Here is a 15,113-nt window from a genome sequence, read left to right on the forward strand (position 1 = left end):
GGTTGCACGATATGTGGAGGTTGAAACAGTAGGCTTGGAAACGTGAAGCGTTTCCTCGATTTCCTCACCAACTCACCGGCGGCCGTGACGTTTGCGGTGCTCACCGTGCTCGGCGTCGTGGCCTTCGCCATCCCCGGACTGCATTCTGCGGCATGGATCATCGGTCTCGTGCTGTGTCTCGGCGTGATCGTCGCACTGCTGCTCTTCCATGGCGAATGGCGTCGGTCGCAGCGCCAGATCGACGCGCTGCGCCAGCAGCTCAGTGTCGAGCGCGGGCGGATGGACACTCCCGGACTGACCCCGGTCGATGACACTGTCGAACTGTTGCCCGATGAGCGACGCGCCCGGCGGATCCTCGAACTCATCCCGGACTCCGGAGGGCTCGTCCAATCTCTGCGTCTCGATGCCACTTTCGGCACCCTGGCCACCGACGAGCTCGAACCCCTCTACACGTTCTGCGAGGAGTTCAAGAAGGCCAGCTTCGCCAATCCGCGTTCGCACACGGCGTTCATGAATCTCTACCGGGCCGCCGAGGGCCTGTCGCTCTGGGTCAAGGACGAGACGCAGGTGTCGGGCGAAGATTCGACGATTCGCGAGATCCGTCCCGGTGACGCCAGGAAGGACGGTTGGCGCGAATACACTGAGGCCCGCAGCCGCGGCGAACGCCTCAGCGACGATTTCGTCTCCTCGCGTTGGGAGTTCAACCAGACAGCGCTCGAACTCGGACTCGTCTCCGGGGCCCCGCCGTTCAACGACTGAGGCCGAATTCGCCCAGCCGCTGCGGCCGCACAGCACAGCTGTCCCGGCTTCCCCAGGCCGGAGACGACGGACCGCCGCTGACATGATCGTCAGGGGCGGTCCGTCATTCATGCACCTCTTCGGTGCCGAATCAGCTCAGTGCCGAATCCACCAGGTGTCCGTCGGAGCCACCGGAGTCCGTCGCTTGTGTTCGGACCTGCGGTACTTCTCGATGAGCGCCGAGGCGGCCGCGGGTTCGATCTCCCTGCCTTCGAGGAAATCGTCGATCTGCTCATAGCTGAGTCCCAGCGATGATTCGTCGGTCTGCCCGGGTTCGTCATCGAGCAGATCGGCTGTCGGAACCTTGACGATGAGGTGGTCGGGAGCACCGAGGTGAGCCAGCAGCGCTCGTCCCTGCCGTTTGTTCAGACCTGCCAGGGGGACGACGTCGGCAGCCCCGTCACCGAACTTCGTGAAGAAGCCGGTGACCGCCTCTGCGGCGTGATCGGTGCCGACGACGAGGGCCCGCTTCTCCCCCGCCAGCTCGAACTGGGCGATCATCCGCATCCGGGCCTTGACATTGCCCTTGCCGAAATCGGTGATCGGTGTTCCGGTTGCCTTCTCGTACTCGTCGGCGGCCGCGTCTGTGGCGGCGCCGATGTTGATGACGACCTCATGGTCGGCACCGATGAAGGACAGCGCATCCTGCGCGTCCTGCTCATCGGCCTGCACATGGTTCGGCAGTCGCACTGCCCAGAATTCCGCTTCGGCACCGCGGCGACGCAGACCTTCCACGGCCAATTGGCACAGCCGACCGGCCAGGGTCGAGTCCTGGCCGCCGCTGATGCCCAGCACGAGGCCCCTGGCACCCGTGGTCAGGACGTAGTCGACGAGGAACTCGACCCTCCGCGCGATCTCCGTCGCCGGGTCGATCTGCGGTCGCACGCCGAGGGCGTGCCTGATCTCGTCCTGAGCTCTCTCGTTCGTCAATGCTCTCACCAGTCGTCGTCGGAGGGGCGATTCGTCGTGCATCACCCCGGGTACTCATGCAGTGTCCCAGATCCTGTGTTACAGCGATGTGTCCGCCGGCCACAGGCGCCGAGGACGGGTCCTCAGGCGTCGGGAACGATGTTGACCAGCTTCGGAGCGCGCACGATGACCTTGCGCACTCCCGCACCGCCGAGCGCCTTCACGGCATTCGGAGATTCGAGTGCCAGCTTCTCCAGGTCGTCGGCGGAGATGTCCGGGGCGACCTCGAGACGAGCACGCACCTTGCCCTTGACCTGCACCACGCAGGTGACGGTGTCGTCGACGAGGTGGGCCGGGTCCGCCTCGGGGAAGGAGGCATAGGTGACCGTCGAATCGTGGCCGAGGCGCTTCCACAGCTCTTCGGCCATGTGCGGGGCGAAGGGCGCGAGCATGATCGTCAGCGGCTCCAGCAGCTCCCGGCTCGCCACACCCTGCTTGGTCGCATGGTTGGTGAGCACGATGAGTTTGGAGATCGCAGTGTTGAACCGCAGATGATCCATGTCGTCACGGACGCCGTCGATGACCTGGTGGAGGACCTTGAGCGATTCGGCGTCGGCACTGCCGTCTTCGATCACCGATTCGCCGGTGGTCTCGTCGACGAAGAGTCGCCACACCCGCTGCAGGAAGCGGTGGGCGCCGACGACGGCTCGGGTCTCCCACGGGCGGTCCTGTTCGAGCGGTCCCATCGACATCTCGTACACGCGGAAGGTGTCGGCACCGTAGGCGTCGTACATCTCGTCGGGCATCACCGAGTTCTTCAGCGACTTGCCGATCTTCCCGTATTCGCGGTTGACCTGCTCGCCGTTGTACCAGAACGTCAGCTCGCCGTTGCTTTCGGTCTTCTCCTCCACCTCGGCGGCGGGAACATAGACACCGCGGGAATCCGTATAGGCATAGGCCTGGATGTATCCCTGGTTGACCAGGCGGTGGAAGGGCTCAGAGGAGGAGATGTGCCCGAGGTCGAAGAGGATCTTGTGCCAGAACCGGGCGTAGAGCAGATGGAGCACGGCATGCTCCTGCCCGCCGACGTAGAGGTCGGCACCGCCGCGCGGCTTCGACGCCCGCGGTCCCAACCAGTACTTTTCGTTGACCGGGTCGACGAGGCGCTCGTCATTGTGCGGGTCGGCGTAGCGCAGCTGGTACCACGACGATCCGGCCCAGTTGGGCATCGTGTTCGTCTCACGGTGGTAGGTCTTCGGACCGTCGCCGAGGTCGAGAACGACTTCGGCCCACTCCTGGTTGCGGCTCAGCGCCGGTTCGGGACGGCTGTCGGCGTCGTCGGGGGCATAGGTGCGCGGCGCGAAGTCGTCGACCTCGGGCAGGCCCACCGGCAGCATCTCATCGGGCAGGGCGATGGGGGTGCCGTTCTGGTCGTAGACGATGGGGAACGGTTCGCCCCAGTAGCGCTGCCGGGAGAACAGCCAGTCCCGCAGACGATACTGCGTGGATTCGGTGGCCAGGCCCTTGCCGGCCAGCCACTGCGTCACCGCGGCCTTGGCAGCATCGATGTCGAGCCCGTTGATGTCGAGTTCGGCGTTCGCCGAATTCACCATCACTCCGGGCCCGGTGTACGGGGTGTCCTCATCGTGGTCGGCCGGAGGCTGCACGGTGCGGATATAGGGCAGGTCGAAGGTCTTCGCGAAGTCCCAGTCGCGAGCGTCTTCGGCGGGCACTGCCATGATCGCCCCGGTGCCGTAGCCCATGAGGACGTAGTCGGCGATGAAGACGGGAACCTGGTCGCCCGTGGCCGGGTTGAGTGCGTACGAGCCGGTGAAGATGCCGGTCTTCTCCCGGCTCTGCTGCCGGTCGGCATCGGTCTTGGCCGCGGCGGCGCGCTGGTAGGCGGCGATCGCCTCGGCGGGGGTGGGCTGACCGCCTCGCCAGGATTCGGGCGTGGATGTGTCCCAGGCCGCGGCGGTGAGCTCGGCAACCTGCGGATGTTCGGGGCTGAGCACGAGGTAGGTGGCGCCGAACAGGGTGTCCGGACGGGTCGTGTAGACCTCGATCTCCCGGTCTTCTGCTCCGACGACGGGCAGACGCAGCAGCGCGCCCTTCGAGCGGCCGATCCAGTTCACCTGCATCGCGTGGATCGCATTCGGCCAGTCGAGGCCGTCCAGATCGTCGATGAGGCGGTCGGCGTACGCGGTGATGCGCATGTTCCACTGGCGCAGCCGGCGGGTGAACACCGGGTAGTTGCCGCGTTCGGACAGCCCTTCGGCCGTGACTTCCTCATTGGCCAGCACTGTGCCCAGTCCCGGGCACCAGTTGACCGGCGATTCGGAGACATAGGCCAGGCGGTAGCCCTGCAGCACGTCTTCGCGTTCGGCGTGGCCGAGTTCGGACCAGGCGCGACCGTCCGGGGTCGCCCGAGTCCCGGAGGCGAACTGTTCGATGAGTGTGGCGATCGGGCGGGCCGCTCCCTTCGCTTCACCGTCGGGCGTGGTCGCCTCGGGGTCGTACCACGAGTTGAAGATCTGCAGGAAGATCCACTGCGTCCACCTGACGAACCCGTCATCTGTGGTGGCGAACCGGCGCCGCACGTCGTGAGCCAGGCCCAGGCGGCGCAGCTGTTCGGTCATGTTCGCGATGTTCGCATCGGTGGTGATGCGCGGGTGCTGACCGGTCTGCACTGCGTAGAGGTCGGCGGGCAGGCCGAAGGCGTCATAGGACAGGGCGTGCATGACGTTGTGCCCGCGCATCCGCTGGTAGCGGCCGTAGACATCGGTGCCGAGGTAGCCCAGCGGGTGGCCGACATGCAGTCCCGCACCGGAGGGGTACGGGAACATGTCCATGATGTAGAGGGATTCGCGCTCACTGAGATCGGCCGGTGGGCTGTAGGGCGACGGGGTGTCCTGGGAGGCGAGCTCGCCGAGGTCTCCGGTGGGGTTCGGGGTGTGGAATGTGCCCGATTCCTCCCATGTGCGCTGCCACGACTTCTCAATCTTCTCGGCCAGCGCCGCATCATAGCGGAAACCGGTCTCCTCAGGGTTCGTCGTCATTACCTTCCTTCGCTGGACAGACGTGAGCGGGTTCCGACCATCGTACTCTGAACACCCCTTGATCCGACTTGGTTAGACTGCTCACAGAGCGTTCACCGGCGAGTTATCACAGCAAACGTGATCGATTTCACTGTGCACGTACCGAACGGTAGGATAACCGGGCAGTAACTTACGTCCTCGAAGGAGACCCATGAGCCCAACGACAATGCCGCAGGCGACAACTCCCGTCGTCGGATTCGAAGTCGATACCGTCTCGTCGACGACCGACATCTTCCTCCGCACCGTAGCCGAGGATCCGAAGCGCCCTCTCGTCGCCAAGCCCGACGGCGAGAGCTGGATCGAAGTGCCGGCAGGCGAATTCCTTGAGGAGGTGCGTGCCGCAGCGAAGGGGCTCATCGCTCTGGGGGTCGGAGTCGGCGACAGGATCGCGATCTTCGGCCCCACGTCATATGAGTGGACCCTCAGCGACTATGCCGTCTGGTATGCCGGCGGCATCTCGGTCCCGTTCTACGACACGTCTTCGGAAGACCAGCTCGCGTGGATGCTCACCGACGCCGACGTCGCCCGCGGGCTCGTCGCCACACCTGAGCACGCCGACCGAGTCAGGGCGGCGGCTGCGGCCGCCGGACGGCCCGAACCAGCGCTGCGGGTGTGGAGTGCGGGTGCGTTCGCCGACCTCGCCGAGGCGGGGAAGGACATCACCGACGAGCAGCTCGAATCGGCTCGGTCCCAGGTCGGCTCCGAGTCCGTGGCCACGATCATCTACACCTCGGGCACCACCGGCAAACCGAAGGGCTGCGTGCTCACCCACGCGAACTTCGTCCAGACCGCCCAGGCGGCCCGTCACCAGATCCCCAGCGTCCTCGACACCTCGATGCGCTGCCTGCTGTTCCTGCCGCAGGCTCACGTGTTCGCCCGGTTCATCGAAGTGCTCTCGATCAGCAACGGCGCCCTGCTGGCTCACCAGTCGGACCTGACCAAGCTCACCGATGCGATGGGCAGCTTCCATCCGTCGTTCATCCTCGGTGTGCCCCGCGTCTTCGAGAAGGTCTTCAATTCTGCCCTGGCCACCGCACAGGCCGGCGGCAAGGAGAAGATCTTCCGTCGTGCCGAGCAGGTCGCGGTCGCCTATTCGAAGGCACTGGACACCGGCAATGTGCCGTTGAGCCTGAAGCTGCAGCACGCGCTCTTCGACAAGCTCGTGTATTCGAAGCTGCGCGCGGTCATGGGCGACAACGTCACTCATGCCGTCTCCGGCGGCGGCGCCCTGGGAGCACACCTCGGGCATTTCTTCCGCGGACTCGGCATCATCGTGCTCGAAGGCTACGGCCTCACCGAGACCACGGCGCCGATCACCGTCAATGTGCCGGAGAACTCGAAGATCGGCACTGTCGGCGTTCCGCTGCCCGGTGTCTCAGTGGCGATCGCTCCCGACGGTGAGATCCTCGCCAAGGGCGTGCCCGTCTTCCGCGAATACTGGAACAACCCCGAGGCCACGGCCAAGGAGTTCCATGACGGCTGGTTCGGCACCGGAGACCTCGGCTCAATCGACGACGACGGCTACCTCACGATCAACGGCCGCAAGAAGGAGATCATCGTCACCTCCAGCGGGAAGAACATCGCACCCGCTCCGCTCGAGGATGTGCTCCGTCGCCATCCGCTCGTCGGCCAGCCGGTGGTCGTCGGTGAGAACCGCAAGTTCGTGTCCGCACTCGTCTTCCTCGATTCTGAGATGCTGCCCGGATGGCTGAAGAACCACGGCCTGCCGGAGATGGATCTGCGCGAGGCCGCCGCCGATGACACGATTCGGGCCGAGATCGAGAAGGCCGTCGAGGCAGTGAACCGGACGGTCTCACGGGCCGAGGGCATCAAGAAGTTCACGATCCTGCCCATCGAGCTCAGCGAAGAGAACGGGTATCTTTCGGCCAAGCAGTCGGTCAAACGCCACGTCGTCAACAAGGACTTCGCCGAGGACATCGACGCCCTCTACGCGAGCTGATCCAGTGCGCGAGCCGGCTGACCCAGCTCAGGAGCAGGCTGCTTCGCCCATCCGTTCGGGCTGAACCCGCCGCACGCTCACGGATCTCCTCACCGAACGGCCCGGGCGCGGACTCACAGCGAGTCCGCGCCCGGGCCGTTTCCGTGCGCACCGCCTGCGCCCTGTCTGGCCCTGGCCGGCCCGCTGGGGAGCCTCACGTCGTAAGCTGAGGGAAGAAGTCTCAATCATCGAAGCAGACGGAGGCAGACGCCATGGCCGACAACGCCGAACACATTCCCAGCTATGTGACCGAGGGCCAGGAATTCAACCGCGATACGAACTACATCGACGATCGCATCCTCAACGATCCGAACGCCCAGTGGCCGGTCGAACCCGGTCGGTACCGCCTCGTCGCGGCCCGCGCCTGCCCGTGGGCGAACCGGACGATCATCGTCCGTCGCCTCCTCGGCCTCGAGGACGCCATCTCCATCGGCATGCCCGGCCCCACCCATGATGCCCGGTCCTGGACCTTCGATCTCGATCAGGGCGGAGTGGATCCGGTGCTCGGCATCGAACGTCTGCAGCAGGCCTTCTTCGCCCGCTACCCGGACTATCCGCGCGGAATCACCGTGCCCGCCATCGTCGACGTTCCCACCGGGGTCGTCGTGACCAACGACTTCCCGCAGATCACCGAGGACTTCTCCACACAGTGGACCGACTACCATCGGGACGGTGCACCGAACCTGTGGCCGGAGGAATCCCGGGACGAGATGGCCAAGGTGATGCGCCATATCTATACGGAGATCAACAACGGCGTCTACCGCTGCGGCTTCGCCGGTTCCCAAGACGCCTACGAAGCTGCCTTCGATCGTCTGTTCAATGCCCTCGACATCGTCGAAGACCGCCTGAGCCGGTCACGATTCCTCATGGGCGAGACCATCACCGAGGCGGATGTGCGTCTGTTCACCACCCTGGTGCGCTTCGATCCCGTCTACTTCGGCCATTTCAAGTGCAACCGTCAGCCGCTGACGAGCTTCGAGAACCTCTGGGGATATGCCCGCGACCTGTACCAGACGCCCGGATTCGGCGACACCGTCGACTTCGAGCAGATCAAACAGCACTACTACATCGTCCACCGCGACGTGAATCCCACGCAGATCGTGCCCAAGGGACCGGATCTGTCGGGCTGGCTGAGCGATCACGGTCGTGATGCGAAGTTCGGCGGTTCGCCCTTCGGCGACGGGAGCGCTCCGGGCCCCGTCAAAGACGGTGAAGAGGTGGCGTTCGCCCACACCGCGGCCGCCTGGGAGAAGTGAGGCGGCCGCCTCGGCGAGGTCAGGAGTCGAACTCTCCGGGTTCGATGTGATCGTTCTCGGTCACGTCGGCGCCGGCGGCCTTCTTGCGCCGGCGTTTGCGGACCTTGAGCAGGATCCACACGATGACGAGGACGATGACGGCGACGATGACGATCTTCTGGAAGTATCCGGCATAGGTTTCGACGATCGCCCAGTTCTCTCCGAGGTAGAAGCCGGCGACGATGAGGATGGTGTTCCAGATCGCGCTGCCGGCCGTCGTCAGGAGCGTGAACTTCAGCAGACGCATGTCCCGCATTCCCGCGGGAATGGAGATGAGCGATCGGAAGATCGGGATCATCCGACCGAAGAACACTGCCTTGTCGCCGTGCCGATCGAACCAGTCGACGGTCTTATGCACATCGTCGACATCGACCAGCGGCATCTTCACCGCGATCCGCGCGATGCGTTCGATGCCGATCCACTTGCCCAGCGCCCACAGCACGATGGCGCCGATGAGTGAGCCCAAGGTCGCGCAGATGATCGCGGCCACGATGTTCAGCTGCCCCTGACTCGAGGTGAACCCGGCCAGGGGAAGAACGAGTTCGCTGGGAATGGGCGGGAAGATGTTGTCGAGGAACACGAGGAACCCGACGCCCAGCGGCCCGAGGGTCTCCATGATGGTCACGGTCCATGCCGAGAATCCGCTGAGGCCCTCCGCCGCACCGCCGCCGGCGGCCAGGACATTGCCACCTGCGGCGAGAGCGCCGCTGCCGGCAAGGGTTCCACCCGAGGGGTCACCGCCGGTCGCCGCCTGGGCGAGAAGGGCAGATGACGTGGTCGAAAATGAGATCGGCATGGTCAAAATTCTAGATAACAGCGCGGCTTGCCGCTCACAGTGGCCTCACAGCGGCTAGTGTGGAAACGGACACCTCCGAGGACGATCGCAGGTATCTCTTCGCAGGCATCGACGGACAGACATCGAAGGAGCAACCACGTGGCACCAGCCAAAGTACTGGCCTCGCGCAACACTGTCGCCGAGGTCGGCCACAATGCCGTCAATCGGCCGGGACCCGCACACCTCATGCGCGCCGTACAGCGGTTCGGCCAGCGTCTTGGCAACCAGTTCGGTGCTGCCATCACCTACTTCCTCGTTCTCGCGGTCATGCCCATCGCTATGGTCAGCCTCGCGTCCATCGGCTTCGTCCTCGACATCGTGCGCCCCGAGCTCCTCCCCCAGGTGACCGATCAGATCGAGACCTTCACTGCCGGCAACTCCACTCTCACGGAGCAGCTCGAGAGCTACCTCCTCGATTGGCAGGCAGTCGGAATCATCGGTATCCTCACCGGTCTCTACACGGGTCAGGGATTCATCGGCAACCTCGGTGCGGCGGTGCGCGCACAGCTTCATGACGATTTCGACGATGCCGTCCCGGAGAAGTCATTCGTCAGCAAGATCCTCAACAACATCGTCACCCTCATCGGGCTCATCATCGGACTCCTGCTGGCCGTGGCGCTCACCGTCGTCGGCACCGGTCTGCGGTCGATGATCGCCGATTTCCTCGGCCTCGGCGGATTCGCCGCCGGCCTGCTCTTCGTCGTCCCACTCGTCCTCACGTTCGGAGCCGCGTGGCTGATCTTCTGGTTCCTGTTCACGATGCTCCCGGAGAAGCCCGTGGACAAACAGGCGAAGAACCGCGGCGCCCTCATCGGTGCGGTCGCGTTCCTCATCCTCATCAACTTCTCCACCGTGCTCGTCAATCTCTTCTCCGGGAACAAGGCCGCCGGCGTGTTCGGGTCGATCATCGCGATCATGCTGACCCTCAACGTCTTCGCGCGCATCATCCTGTTCATCGCAGCGTGGATCGGCACAGCGAAGGCACCGAGGCCGCGGGAGGAGGACGACCCGGACTACCAGTTCGTCGTACCCAAGGTGCAGGCACAGAGCCTCGGCGCGCTCATCGCGGGTGCCGGCATCGTCGCGCTCACCCTGCTCGGCTTCAAACGCTACGACGAGCACCGGTCCGATCGCGAACAGCTGAGACGGTAGACTGGGGCCGCATCCGTTTCAACTGACCGAGGGGACACGACCTTTGACTGACGCAACGACGGCACGCCTGGACGATTGGGCGAAGAAGCAGACCGCCGCCGAAGAACTCATTCCGCTAGTCGGACGCCTGTACCGTGAGAACGACGTGCTGCTGACGCTGTTCGGACGGTCGCTGCTGAACAAGTCGGTGACCGGCATGATCAAGGCCCACCGCTATGCGCGCCACTTCCTCGGTGAAGAGCTGGACATCCAGATCACGCACCGCATCGTCAAGGCTCTGTCCGAGCTCAGCCTGGCGCCGGCCCGCATCGACCTGGGCCGCCTCATCGAGAAGCTCGACGACCCGAACGGCGATGTCGATGCGTTCCTCGCCGAGACACTCGCCGAGGTCGTCGATTCGCAGTCCGGTCAGGGCGAAGTCCGCGACGTCGTCCTCTACGGATTCGGCCGCATCGGACGTCTGCTGGCCCGCATCCTCATCGACCGCGCCGGCGGCACCGGCATGCGTCTGCGCGCCATCGTCGTGCGCAAGGGCGGGGACAACGACATCGTCAAGCGGGCGTCCCTGCTGCGCCGCGATTCGGTGCACGGCTCCTTCGACGGAACCATCGTCGTCGACGAAGAGGCCAACACCATCCAGGCCAACGGCACCCTCATCCAGGTCATCTACTCCGATGATCCGTCGCAGGTCGACTACACCTCTTATGGCATCAACGACGCCATCATCGTCGACAACACCGGCAAATGGCGCGACGAGGAGGGCCTGTCCAAGCACCTCGCCTGCCCCGGCGCCTCGAAGGTGCTGCTCACCGCTCCCGGCAAGGGCGATGTCAAGAACATCGTCTTCGGAGTCAACGACGATGCGATCCTCGACACGGACACGGTCATCTCGGCCGCCTCGTGCACGACGAACGCGATCACCCCCGTGCTCAAGGCCATCAACGACAAGTTCGGTGTCCGCAACGGCCACGTCGAGACGGTGCACTCGTTCACGAACGACCAGAACCTCATCGACAACTTCCACAAGGGCTCCCGTCGCGGCCGTGCAGCCGGGCTGAACATGGTCCTCACCGAGACCGGCGCTGCCAAGGCCGTGGCCAAGGCCCTGCCGGAGCTCGCCGGGAAGCTCTCGGGCAACGCGATCCGCGTGCCCACCCCGAACGTGTCGATGGCGATCCTCAACCTCAACCTGAAGAACGCCACCACCGTGGATGAGCTCAACACCTTCCTGCGCGAGGTGTCGATGCATTCGGCGCTGCGCAACCAGGTCGACTACGTCACCTCCCCCGAGCTCGTCTCCACCGACCTCGTCGGCTCGAAGCGCGCCGGAGTCGTCGACGGTCTGGCCACGATCGTCGATGAGGACCGCGTCGTCGTCTACGTCTGGTACGACAACGAGTTCGGCTACTCCTGCCAGGTGGTGCGCTGCGTGGCGAAGATGGCTGATGTCGACGTTCCCGCGTTCCCCTGATATCGCCGAGGCGGCCCACCGGATCCTCAGATGATTCGTCGCTGAGCAGCTGAGGCAGGCGCCCGGAGTCCTACGACTCCGGGCGCCTTCGTCATTCACCGGCAGTCCGCTTCCCACTCCCGCACCATCCCGCACCGGCAGCGTCACCCCCTACAGTTCCCGCCACAACCCCTCGGGAACGACAGAACCTCCCGCAGGAACGGGAGGTTTTGCCGGCACCGAGAGGGGATGATCACTCGGCAGTGTCGGACTCCATCGCTTCGTGCAGCCAGATCGGGGTGAAGTCGGCGAATCGGGCGGACAGCTCGTCATCGCTGTCGAGGATGACGGCCAGTCGGTCGTCGGCACCGGCGAGCTCCCCGCCCAGATGGGTCCCAGACAGGCGAGCAGGAGGCATGCGAGCACGATCGCGCCGGCGAGGATCGGCGTCTGTGACCACAGCAGCGCGCCGACGAGGATCCCGATCACGACGAAGCCGATGGCCACGGCCAGACCCGCGGTCCGTGTGCGAGGGGCTCGAGCCTTCGCCGGACGGCTCGCAGCGACCGAGTCGAGGATGTCGCGGTTGATCCGCGTCCACGCGATGATCGCTCCGAGTGCGCACACGATGCCGATCATGATGAGGCTGAAGGCGGAGAACAGCAGCACGGCGTCGATGTGATCGCCTTGGGCCTGCAGTGCTGCGCCGAGGCCTGCGACGAGCATCGCCGCCGCCATGACCAGCATGCTCAGCAGGCGAGCCCGACGCACGGCGATGAGCTCGGCGAGCACCCTGGCCAGAAAGGCTCGTTGGGCAGCAGGGTCGTCTGCCTGGCTCAACGCACGTACCCGAGCTTCTTATCGACGGTGTGAGGGAACTCCTCACCGGCGAGGTACTGCTCGAACAGCTGGTGGAACTGCTGGGCCAGACGCATCCGCCAGCCGTCGGTGTCGCCGCTCATATGCGGGGTGATGATGACATCGTCCATCGTCCACAGCGGGTGTCCGGCCGGCAGCGGCTCCTCGTCGAAGACATCGAGTCCGGCTCCGGCGATCTTCCCGGTGCGCAGGGCATCGACGAGCGCGTCGGTGTCGACGGTGTCGCCGCGACCGACGTTGATGAAGACAGCGGTGTCGTCCATGGCGGTGAACACCTCGGCACCGACGAGCCGTTCGGTCCTCTCCGTCAGCGGAGCGATGTCGATGACCCAGTCGTATCCGGCGACATTGTCGGCCAGGGTGGCGGAGTCGATGACGTCACCGAAGTCGGCGTCGCCGCTGCGGGCGCGCGAACCGGCCCCGGTGACCGAGATGTCGACGGCGCTCAGCAGTCGGGCGATCTCCCTGCCGATCGCTCCGGTGCCCACGATCAGCGCCGTGGTCCCTGCGATATCGCGCGTCGAGCGGCGGTTCCACTTCTCCTGTGCCTGATCGCTCAGCGATCCCACGGAGTTCTTCGCGTGCATGAGGATGTAGCTGAGCACGAATTCGGCGATCGGACGGTCGAAGGTCCCTCGCGCGTTCGTCACCGTCACCGGTGCCTCGACGAGTTCGTCGAAGAGGAGGGAATCGACTCCGGCCGCAGCGGCATGAACCCATTCGAGCCGGTCGGCGCTGCCGTAGGCGTCCTTGAGGGCAGTGGAGAAGAAATCCCACATCAGCAGCACATCTGTGCCCGGCAGCGCAGCACCGAGGGTGTCCGCCTCGGCGATGCGCAGTTCGATTCCCTCCCGGTCCCCCAGGTCAGTGAGCAGGTCGGGAATCTCTGTTCCGGGTGAGTTGAGTATCGTCAGTACCGTCATTCCTCGTCTCCTCTGGCAGCGGGCTTTCTGCCAGACTAACCGATGAGACCGCACCGGGGGTCTCGGCGCCTCGGTTCTCCGTTGCGGCGACGTCGAGGCTCTCCCGTTTCGCGGGTTCGTTCTTCAGCGTCTGCGCCAGCGGAGTGTTGGGCAGGAAGCAGAGGAAGATGAAGCCGAGCACTGCCAGCGGGGCCACCCACAGGAACAGCGGGACGAGGGCGTCGTTGTAGGAGTTGATGATCAGCGAGTGGATCGGCTCCGGCAGCTTCGACACGATCTCCGGGGTCAGTCCTGTCGAGGAGAGCTTCGGCAGGTGACCCTGCGGGGCCGCCTTCGCGATCTCGGTGATGCCGTCCTTGATGTTGTCCATGAGGCGCTGGGTGAACACGGAGCCGATGAAGGCCATGCCGAGGGTGGCACCGACCTGGCGGAAGTAGTTGTTCGCTGCGGTCGCGGTGCCGACCATCTTCACGGGGAAGGCGTTCTGGACGACGAGGACGAGCGTCTGCATGCTCAGTCCCAGGCCGAGTCCGAGCAGTGCCAGGCAGCCGATGGTCTCCCAGGCCGAGCTCTCGGCCTTCAGCTGGGAGAGCAGGACGAGCGAGGCTGCCATGATGAGGATGCCGGCCAACGGGTACTTCTTGTACTTGCCGGTCCGCGAGACGATGAAGCCGACGAGCGTCGAGGACACGAGCATGGTGCCCATCATCGGCACCATCATCAGTCCGGCGATCGTGGCGTCGATGCCGTGGACCATCTGCAGGTAGGTGGGCATATAGGAGAGCACGCCGAACATGCCGATGCCGACGAAGAGACCGGCGATCGTGCACAGGAGGAAGTCCCGGTTGGTGAACAGGTACATGGGGATGACCGGTTCGCTCACCTTGAGTTCGACGAAGACGAAGGCGATGGCGGCGATGACGCCGGTGACGATGAGTCCGTTGATCTGCCAGGATCCCCATGCGAAGTCGTGGCCGCCCCAGGCGGAGACGAGGACGATGCAGGAGGTGACGACGGAGATCAGCGCCATGCCGAAGACGTCGACCTTCGGGCGGGGACCGCTGCCCCTGGCGTGCTTGGGCACCTTGAGGAAGATCGCGGCGGCGATGAGGGCGATGATGCCCAGCGGGAAGTTGATGGCGAAGGCCCAGCGCCAGCCGGGGCCTTCGGTGAGCCAACCGCCGATGAGCGGTCCGGCCACGGAGGACACCGCGAATGCCGAGCCCATGATGCCCATGTATTTGCCGCGTTCACGCGCGGGCACGACCGAGGCGATGATCGACTGTGAGAGGATCATCATCCCTCCGCCGCCGATGCCCTGGAGGACGCGGCCGAAGATGAGCGTCGACATCTCGTTGGCGATGAGCGCGAAGACCGACCCGAGCAGGAAGCAGCAGATCGCGAACATGAACAGCGGTTTGCGTCCGAACAGGTCGCCGACCTTGCCGTAGACGGGCATCATGATCGTCGAGGCGAGCATGAATGCGGTGGAGACCCACAGCATCTGGTCGACGCCGTCGAGTTCGCCGACGATCGTCGGCAGGGCGGTGGCGAGCACCGTCTGGTTGAGGGAGAACATGAACATTGCGATCATGAGGCCCACGAAGAGCAGGATGATCGCCGAGGTGGTCATCGGTGCCGTGTCATCGCCGGGTGTCGCCGGTGCCTCGGTGGCCGAGGAGGTTGTCTGGGGTTTCACTGTCATCGTCTCGGTTTCGATATCGCGGTTGCTTCTCATCACGGCTTTCGTCTGTTTCGTCGTCTCGTTCGTCATT

Annotated in this window: 11 protein-coding genes; 5 read left to right on the forward strand and 6 right to left on the reverse strand. The window is 64.9% G+C overall.

What is annotated here, in order from left to right:
- Positions 1-42: 42 nt before the first annotated feature.
- Entirely contained in the window at positions 43-759 is a 717-nt protein-coding gene (locus tag L1F31_RS10465) for a hypothetical protein (RefSeq protein ID WP_265417238.1), read from the forward strand.
- A 135-nt stretch (positions 760-894) separates the two neighbouring features.
- On the opposite strand, the gene nadE is transcribed toward L1F31_RS10465, so the two are convergent.
- Together nadE and leuS are read right to left on the reverse strand one after the other, a co-directional pair.
- Positions 895-1,728, reverse strand: a complete 834-nt coding sequence (nadE, locus tag L1F31_RS10470; protein WP_265417239.1) for an NAD(+) synthase — start codon at positions 1,726-1,728, stop codon at positions 895-897.
- A gap of 122 nt (positions 1,729-1,850) precedes the next feature.
- On the reverse strand, positions 1,851-4,766 hold the full coding sequence (gene leuS, locus L1F31_RS10475; RefSeq protein ID WP_265417240.1) for a leucine--tRNA ligase: 2,916 nt from the start codon (positions 4,764-4,766) through the stop codon (positions 1,851-1,853).
- A gap of 190 nt (positions 4,767-4,956) precedes the next feature.
- Here leuS and L1F31_RS10480 point away from each other — a divergent pair, with 190 nt between their 5' ends.
- Together L1F31_RS10480 and L1F31_RS10485 are read left to right on the forward strand one after the other, a co-directional pair.
- Positions 4,957-6,765: an AMP-dependent synthetase/ligase gene (locus L1F31_RS10480; protein WP_265417241.1), complete on the forward strand. Its 1,809-nt coding sequence runs from the start codon at positions 4,957-4,959 to the stop codon at positions 6,763-6,765.
- A 251-nt stretch (positions 6,766-7,016) separates the two neighbouring features.
- Entirely contained in the window at positions 7,017-8,060 is a 1,044-nt protein-coding gene (locus L1F31_RS10485; protein ID WP_265417242.1) for a glutathione S-transferase family protein, read from the forward strand.
- A gap of 19 nt (positions 8,061-8,079) precedes the next feature.
- On the opposite strand, the gene L1F31_RS10490 is transcribed toward L1F31_RS10485, so the two are convergent.
- Positions 8,080-8,895, reverse strand: coding sequence for a DedA family protein (locus tag L1F31_RS10490; protein WP_346732458.1), 816 nt, complete (start codon positions 8,893-8,895; stop codon positions 8,080-8,082).
- Between the two features lie 138 nt (positions 8,896-9,033).
- Between L1F31_RS10490 and L1F31_RS10495 the strand changes: the two genes are divergently transcribed.
- Both L1F31_RS10495 and L1F31_RS10500 read left to right on the forward strand, forming a co-directional pair.
- Positions 9,034-10,086: a YhjD/YihY/BrkB family envelope integrity protein gene (locus tag L1F31_RS10495; protein ID WP_265417243.1), complete on the forward strand. Its 1,053-nt coding sequence runs from the start codon at positions 9,034-9,036 to the stop codon at positions 10,084-10,086.
- A 43-nt stretch (positions 10,087-10,129) separates the two neighbouring features.
- The gene (locus L1F31_RS10500) at positions 10,130-11,557 is read left to right on the forward strand and encodes a glyceraldehyde-3-phosphate dehydrogenase (RefSeq protein ID WP_265417244.1); all 1,428 of its coding nucleotides are present in this window, start codon (positions 10,130-10,132) and stop codon (positions 11,555-11,557) included.
- A 150-nt stretch (positions 11,558-11,707) separates the two neighbouring features.
- Here the strand turns inward: L1F31_RS10500 and L1F31_RS10505 are convergent, their stop codons facing one another.
- Genes L1F31_RS10505 through L1F31_RS10515 form a run of 3 tightly spaced genes read right to left on the reverse strand, consistent with a single transcriptional unit; the run spans position 11,708 to position 15,112 of the window.
- On the reverse strand, positions 11,708-12,376 hold the full coding sequence (locus L1F31_RS10505; protein WP_265417245.1) for a hypothetical protein: 669 nt from the start codon (positions 12,374-12,376) through the stop codon (positions 11,708-11,710).
- Positions 12,373-13,338: a D-2-hydroxyacid dehydrogenase gene (locus tag L1F31_RS10510; protein WP_265417246.1), complete on the reverse strand. Its 966-nt coding sequence runs from the start codon at positions 13,336-13,338 to the stop codon at positions 12,373-12,375. Before L1F31_RS10510 ends, L1F31_RS10505 begins: the two co-directional genes overlap by 4 nt.
- Positions 13,280-15,112, reverse strand: a complete 1,833-nt coding sequence (locus tag L1F31_RS10515; RefSeq protein ID WP_265417247.1) for an MDR family MFS transporter — start codon at positions 15,110-15,112, stop codon at positions 13,280-13,282. Before L1F31_RS10515 ends, L1F31_RS10510 begins: the two co-directional genes overlap by 59 nt.
- Between the last annotated feature and the right edge of the window lies 1 nt (position 15,113).

The sequence above is a fragment of the Brevibacterium spongiae genome, from assembly GCF_026168515.1.
Taxonomy (GTDB): Bacteria; Actinomycetota; Actinomycetes; order Actinomycetales; family Brevibacteriaceae; genus Brevibacterium; species Brevibacterium spongiae.

Excerpts from the sequence above, each read along its gene's own strand:
- leuS (WP_265417240.1), bottom strand. The coding sequence starts at position 4,766 with ATGACGACGAACCCTGAGGAGACCGGTTTCCGCTATGATGCGGCGCTG.
- L1F31_RS10480 (WP_265417241.1), top strand. The coding sequence starts at position 4,957 with ATGAGCCCAACGACAATGCCGCAGGCGACAACTCCCGTCGTCGGATTC.
- L1F31_RS10485 (WP_265417242.1), top strand. The coding sequence starts at position 7,017 with ATGGCCGACAACGCCGAACACATTCCCAGCTATGTGACCGAGGGCCAG.
- L1F31_RS10490 (WP_346732458.1), bottom strand. The coding sequence starts at position 8,895 with ATGCCGATCTCATTTTCGACCACGTCATCTGCCCTTCTCGCCCAGGCG.
- L1F31_RS10510 (WP_265417246.1), bottom strand. The coding sequence starts at position 13,338 with ATGACGGTACTGACGATACTCAACTCACCCGGAACAGAGATTCCCGAC.
- L1F31_RS10515 (WP_265417247.1), bottom strand. The coding sequence starts at position 15,112 with ATGACGAACGAGACGACGAAACAGACGAAAGCCGTGATGAGAAGCAAC.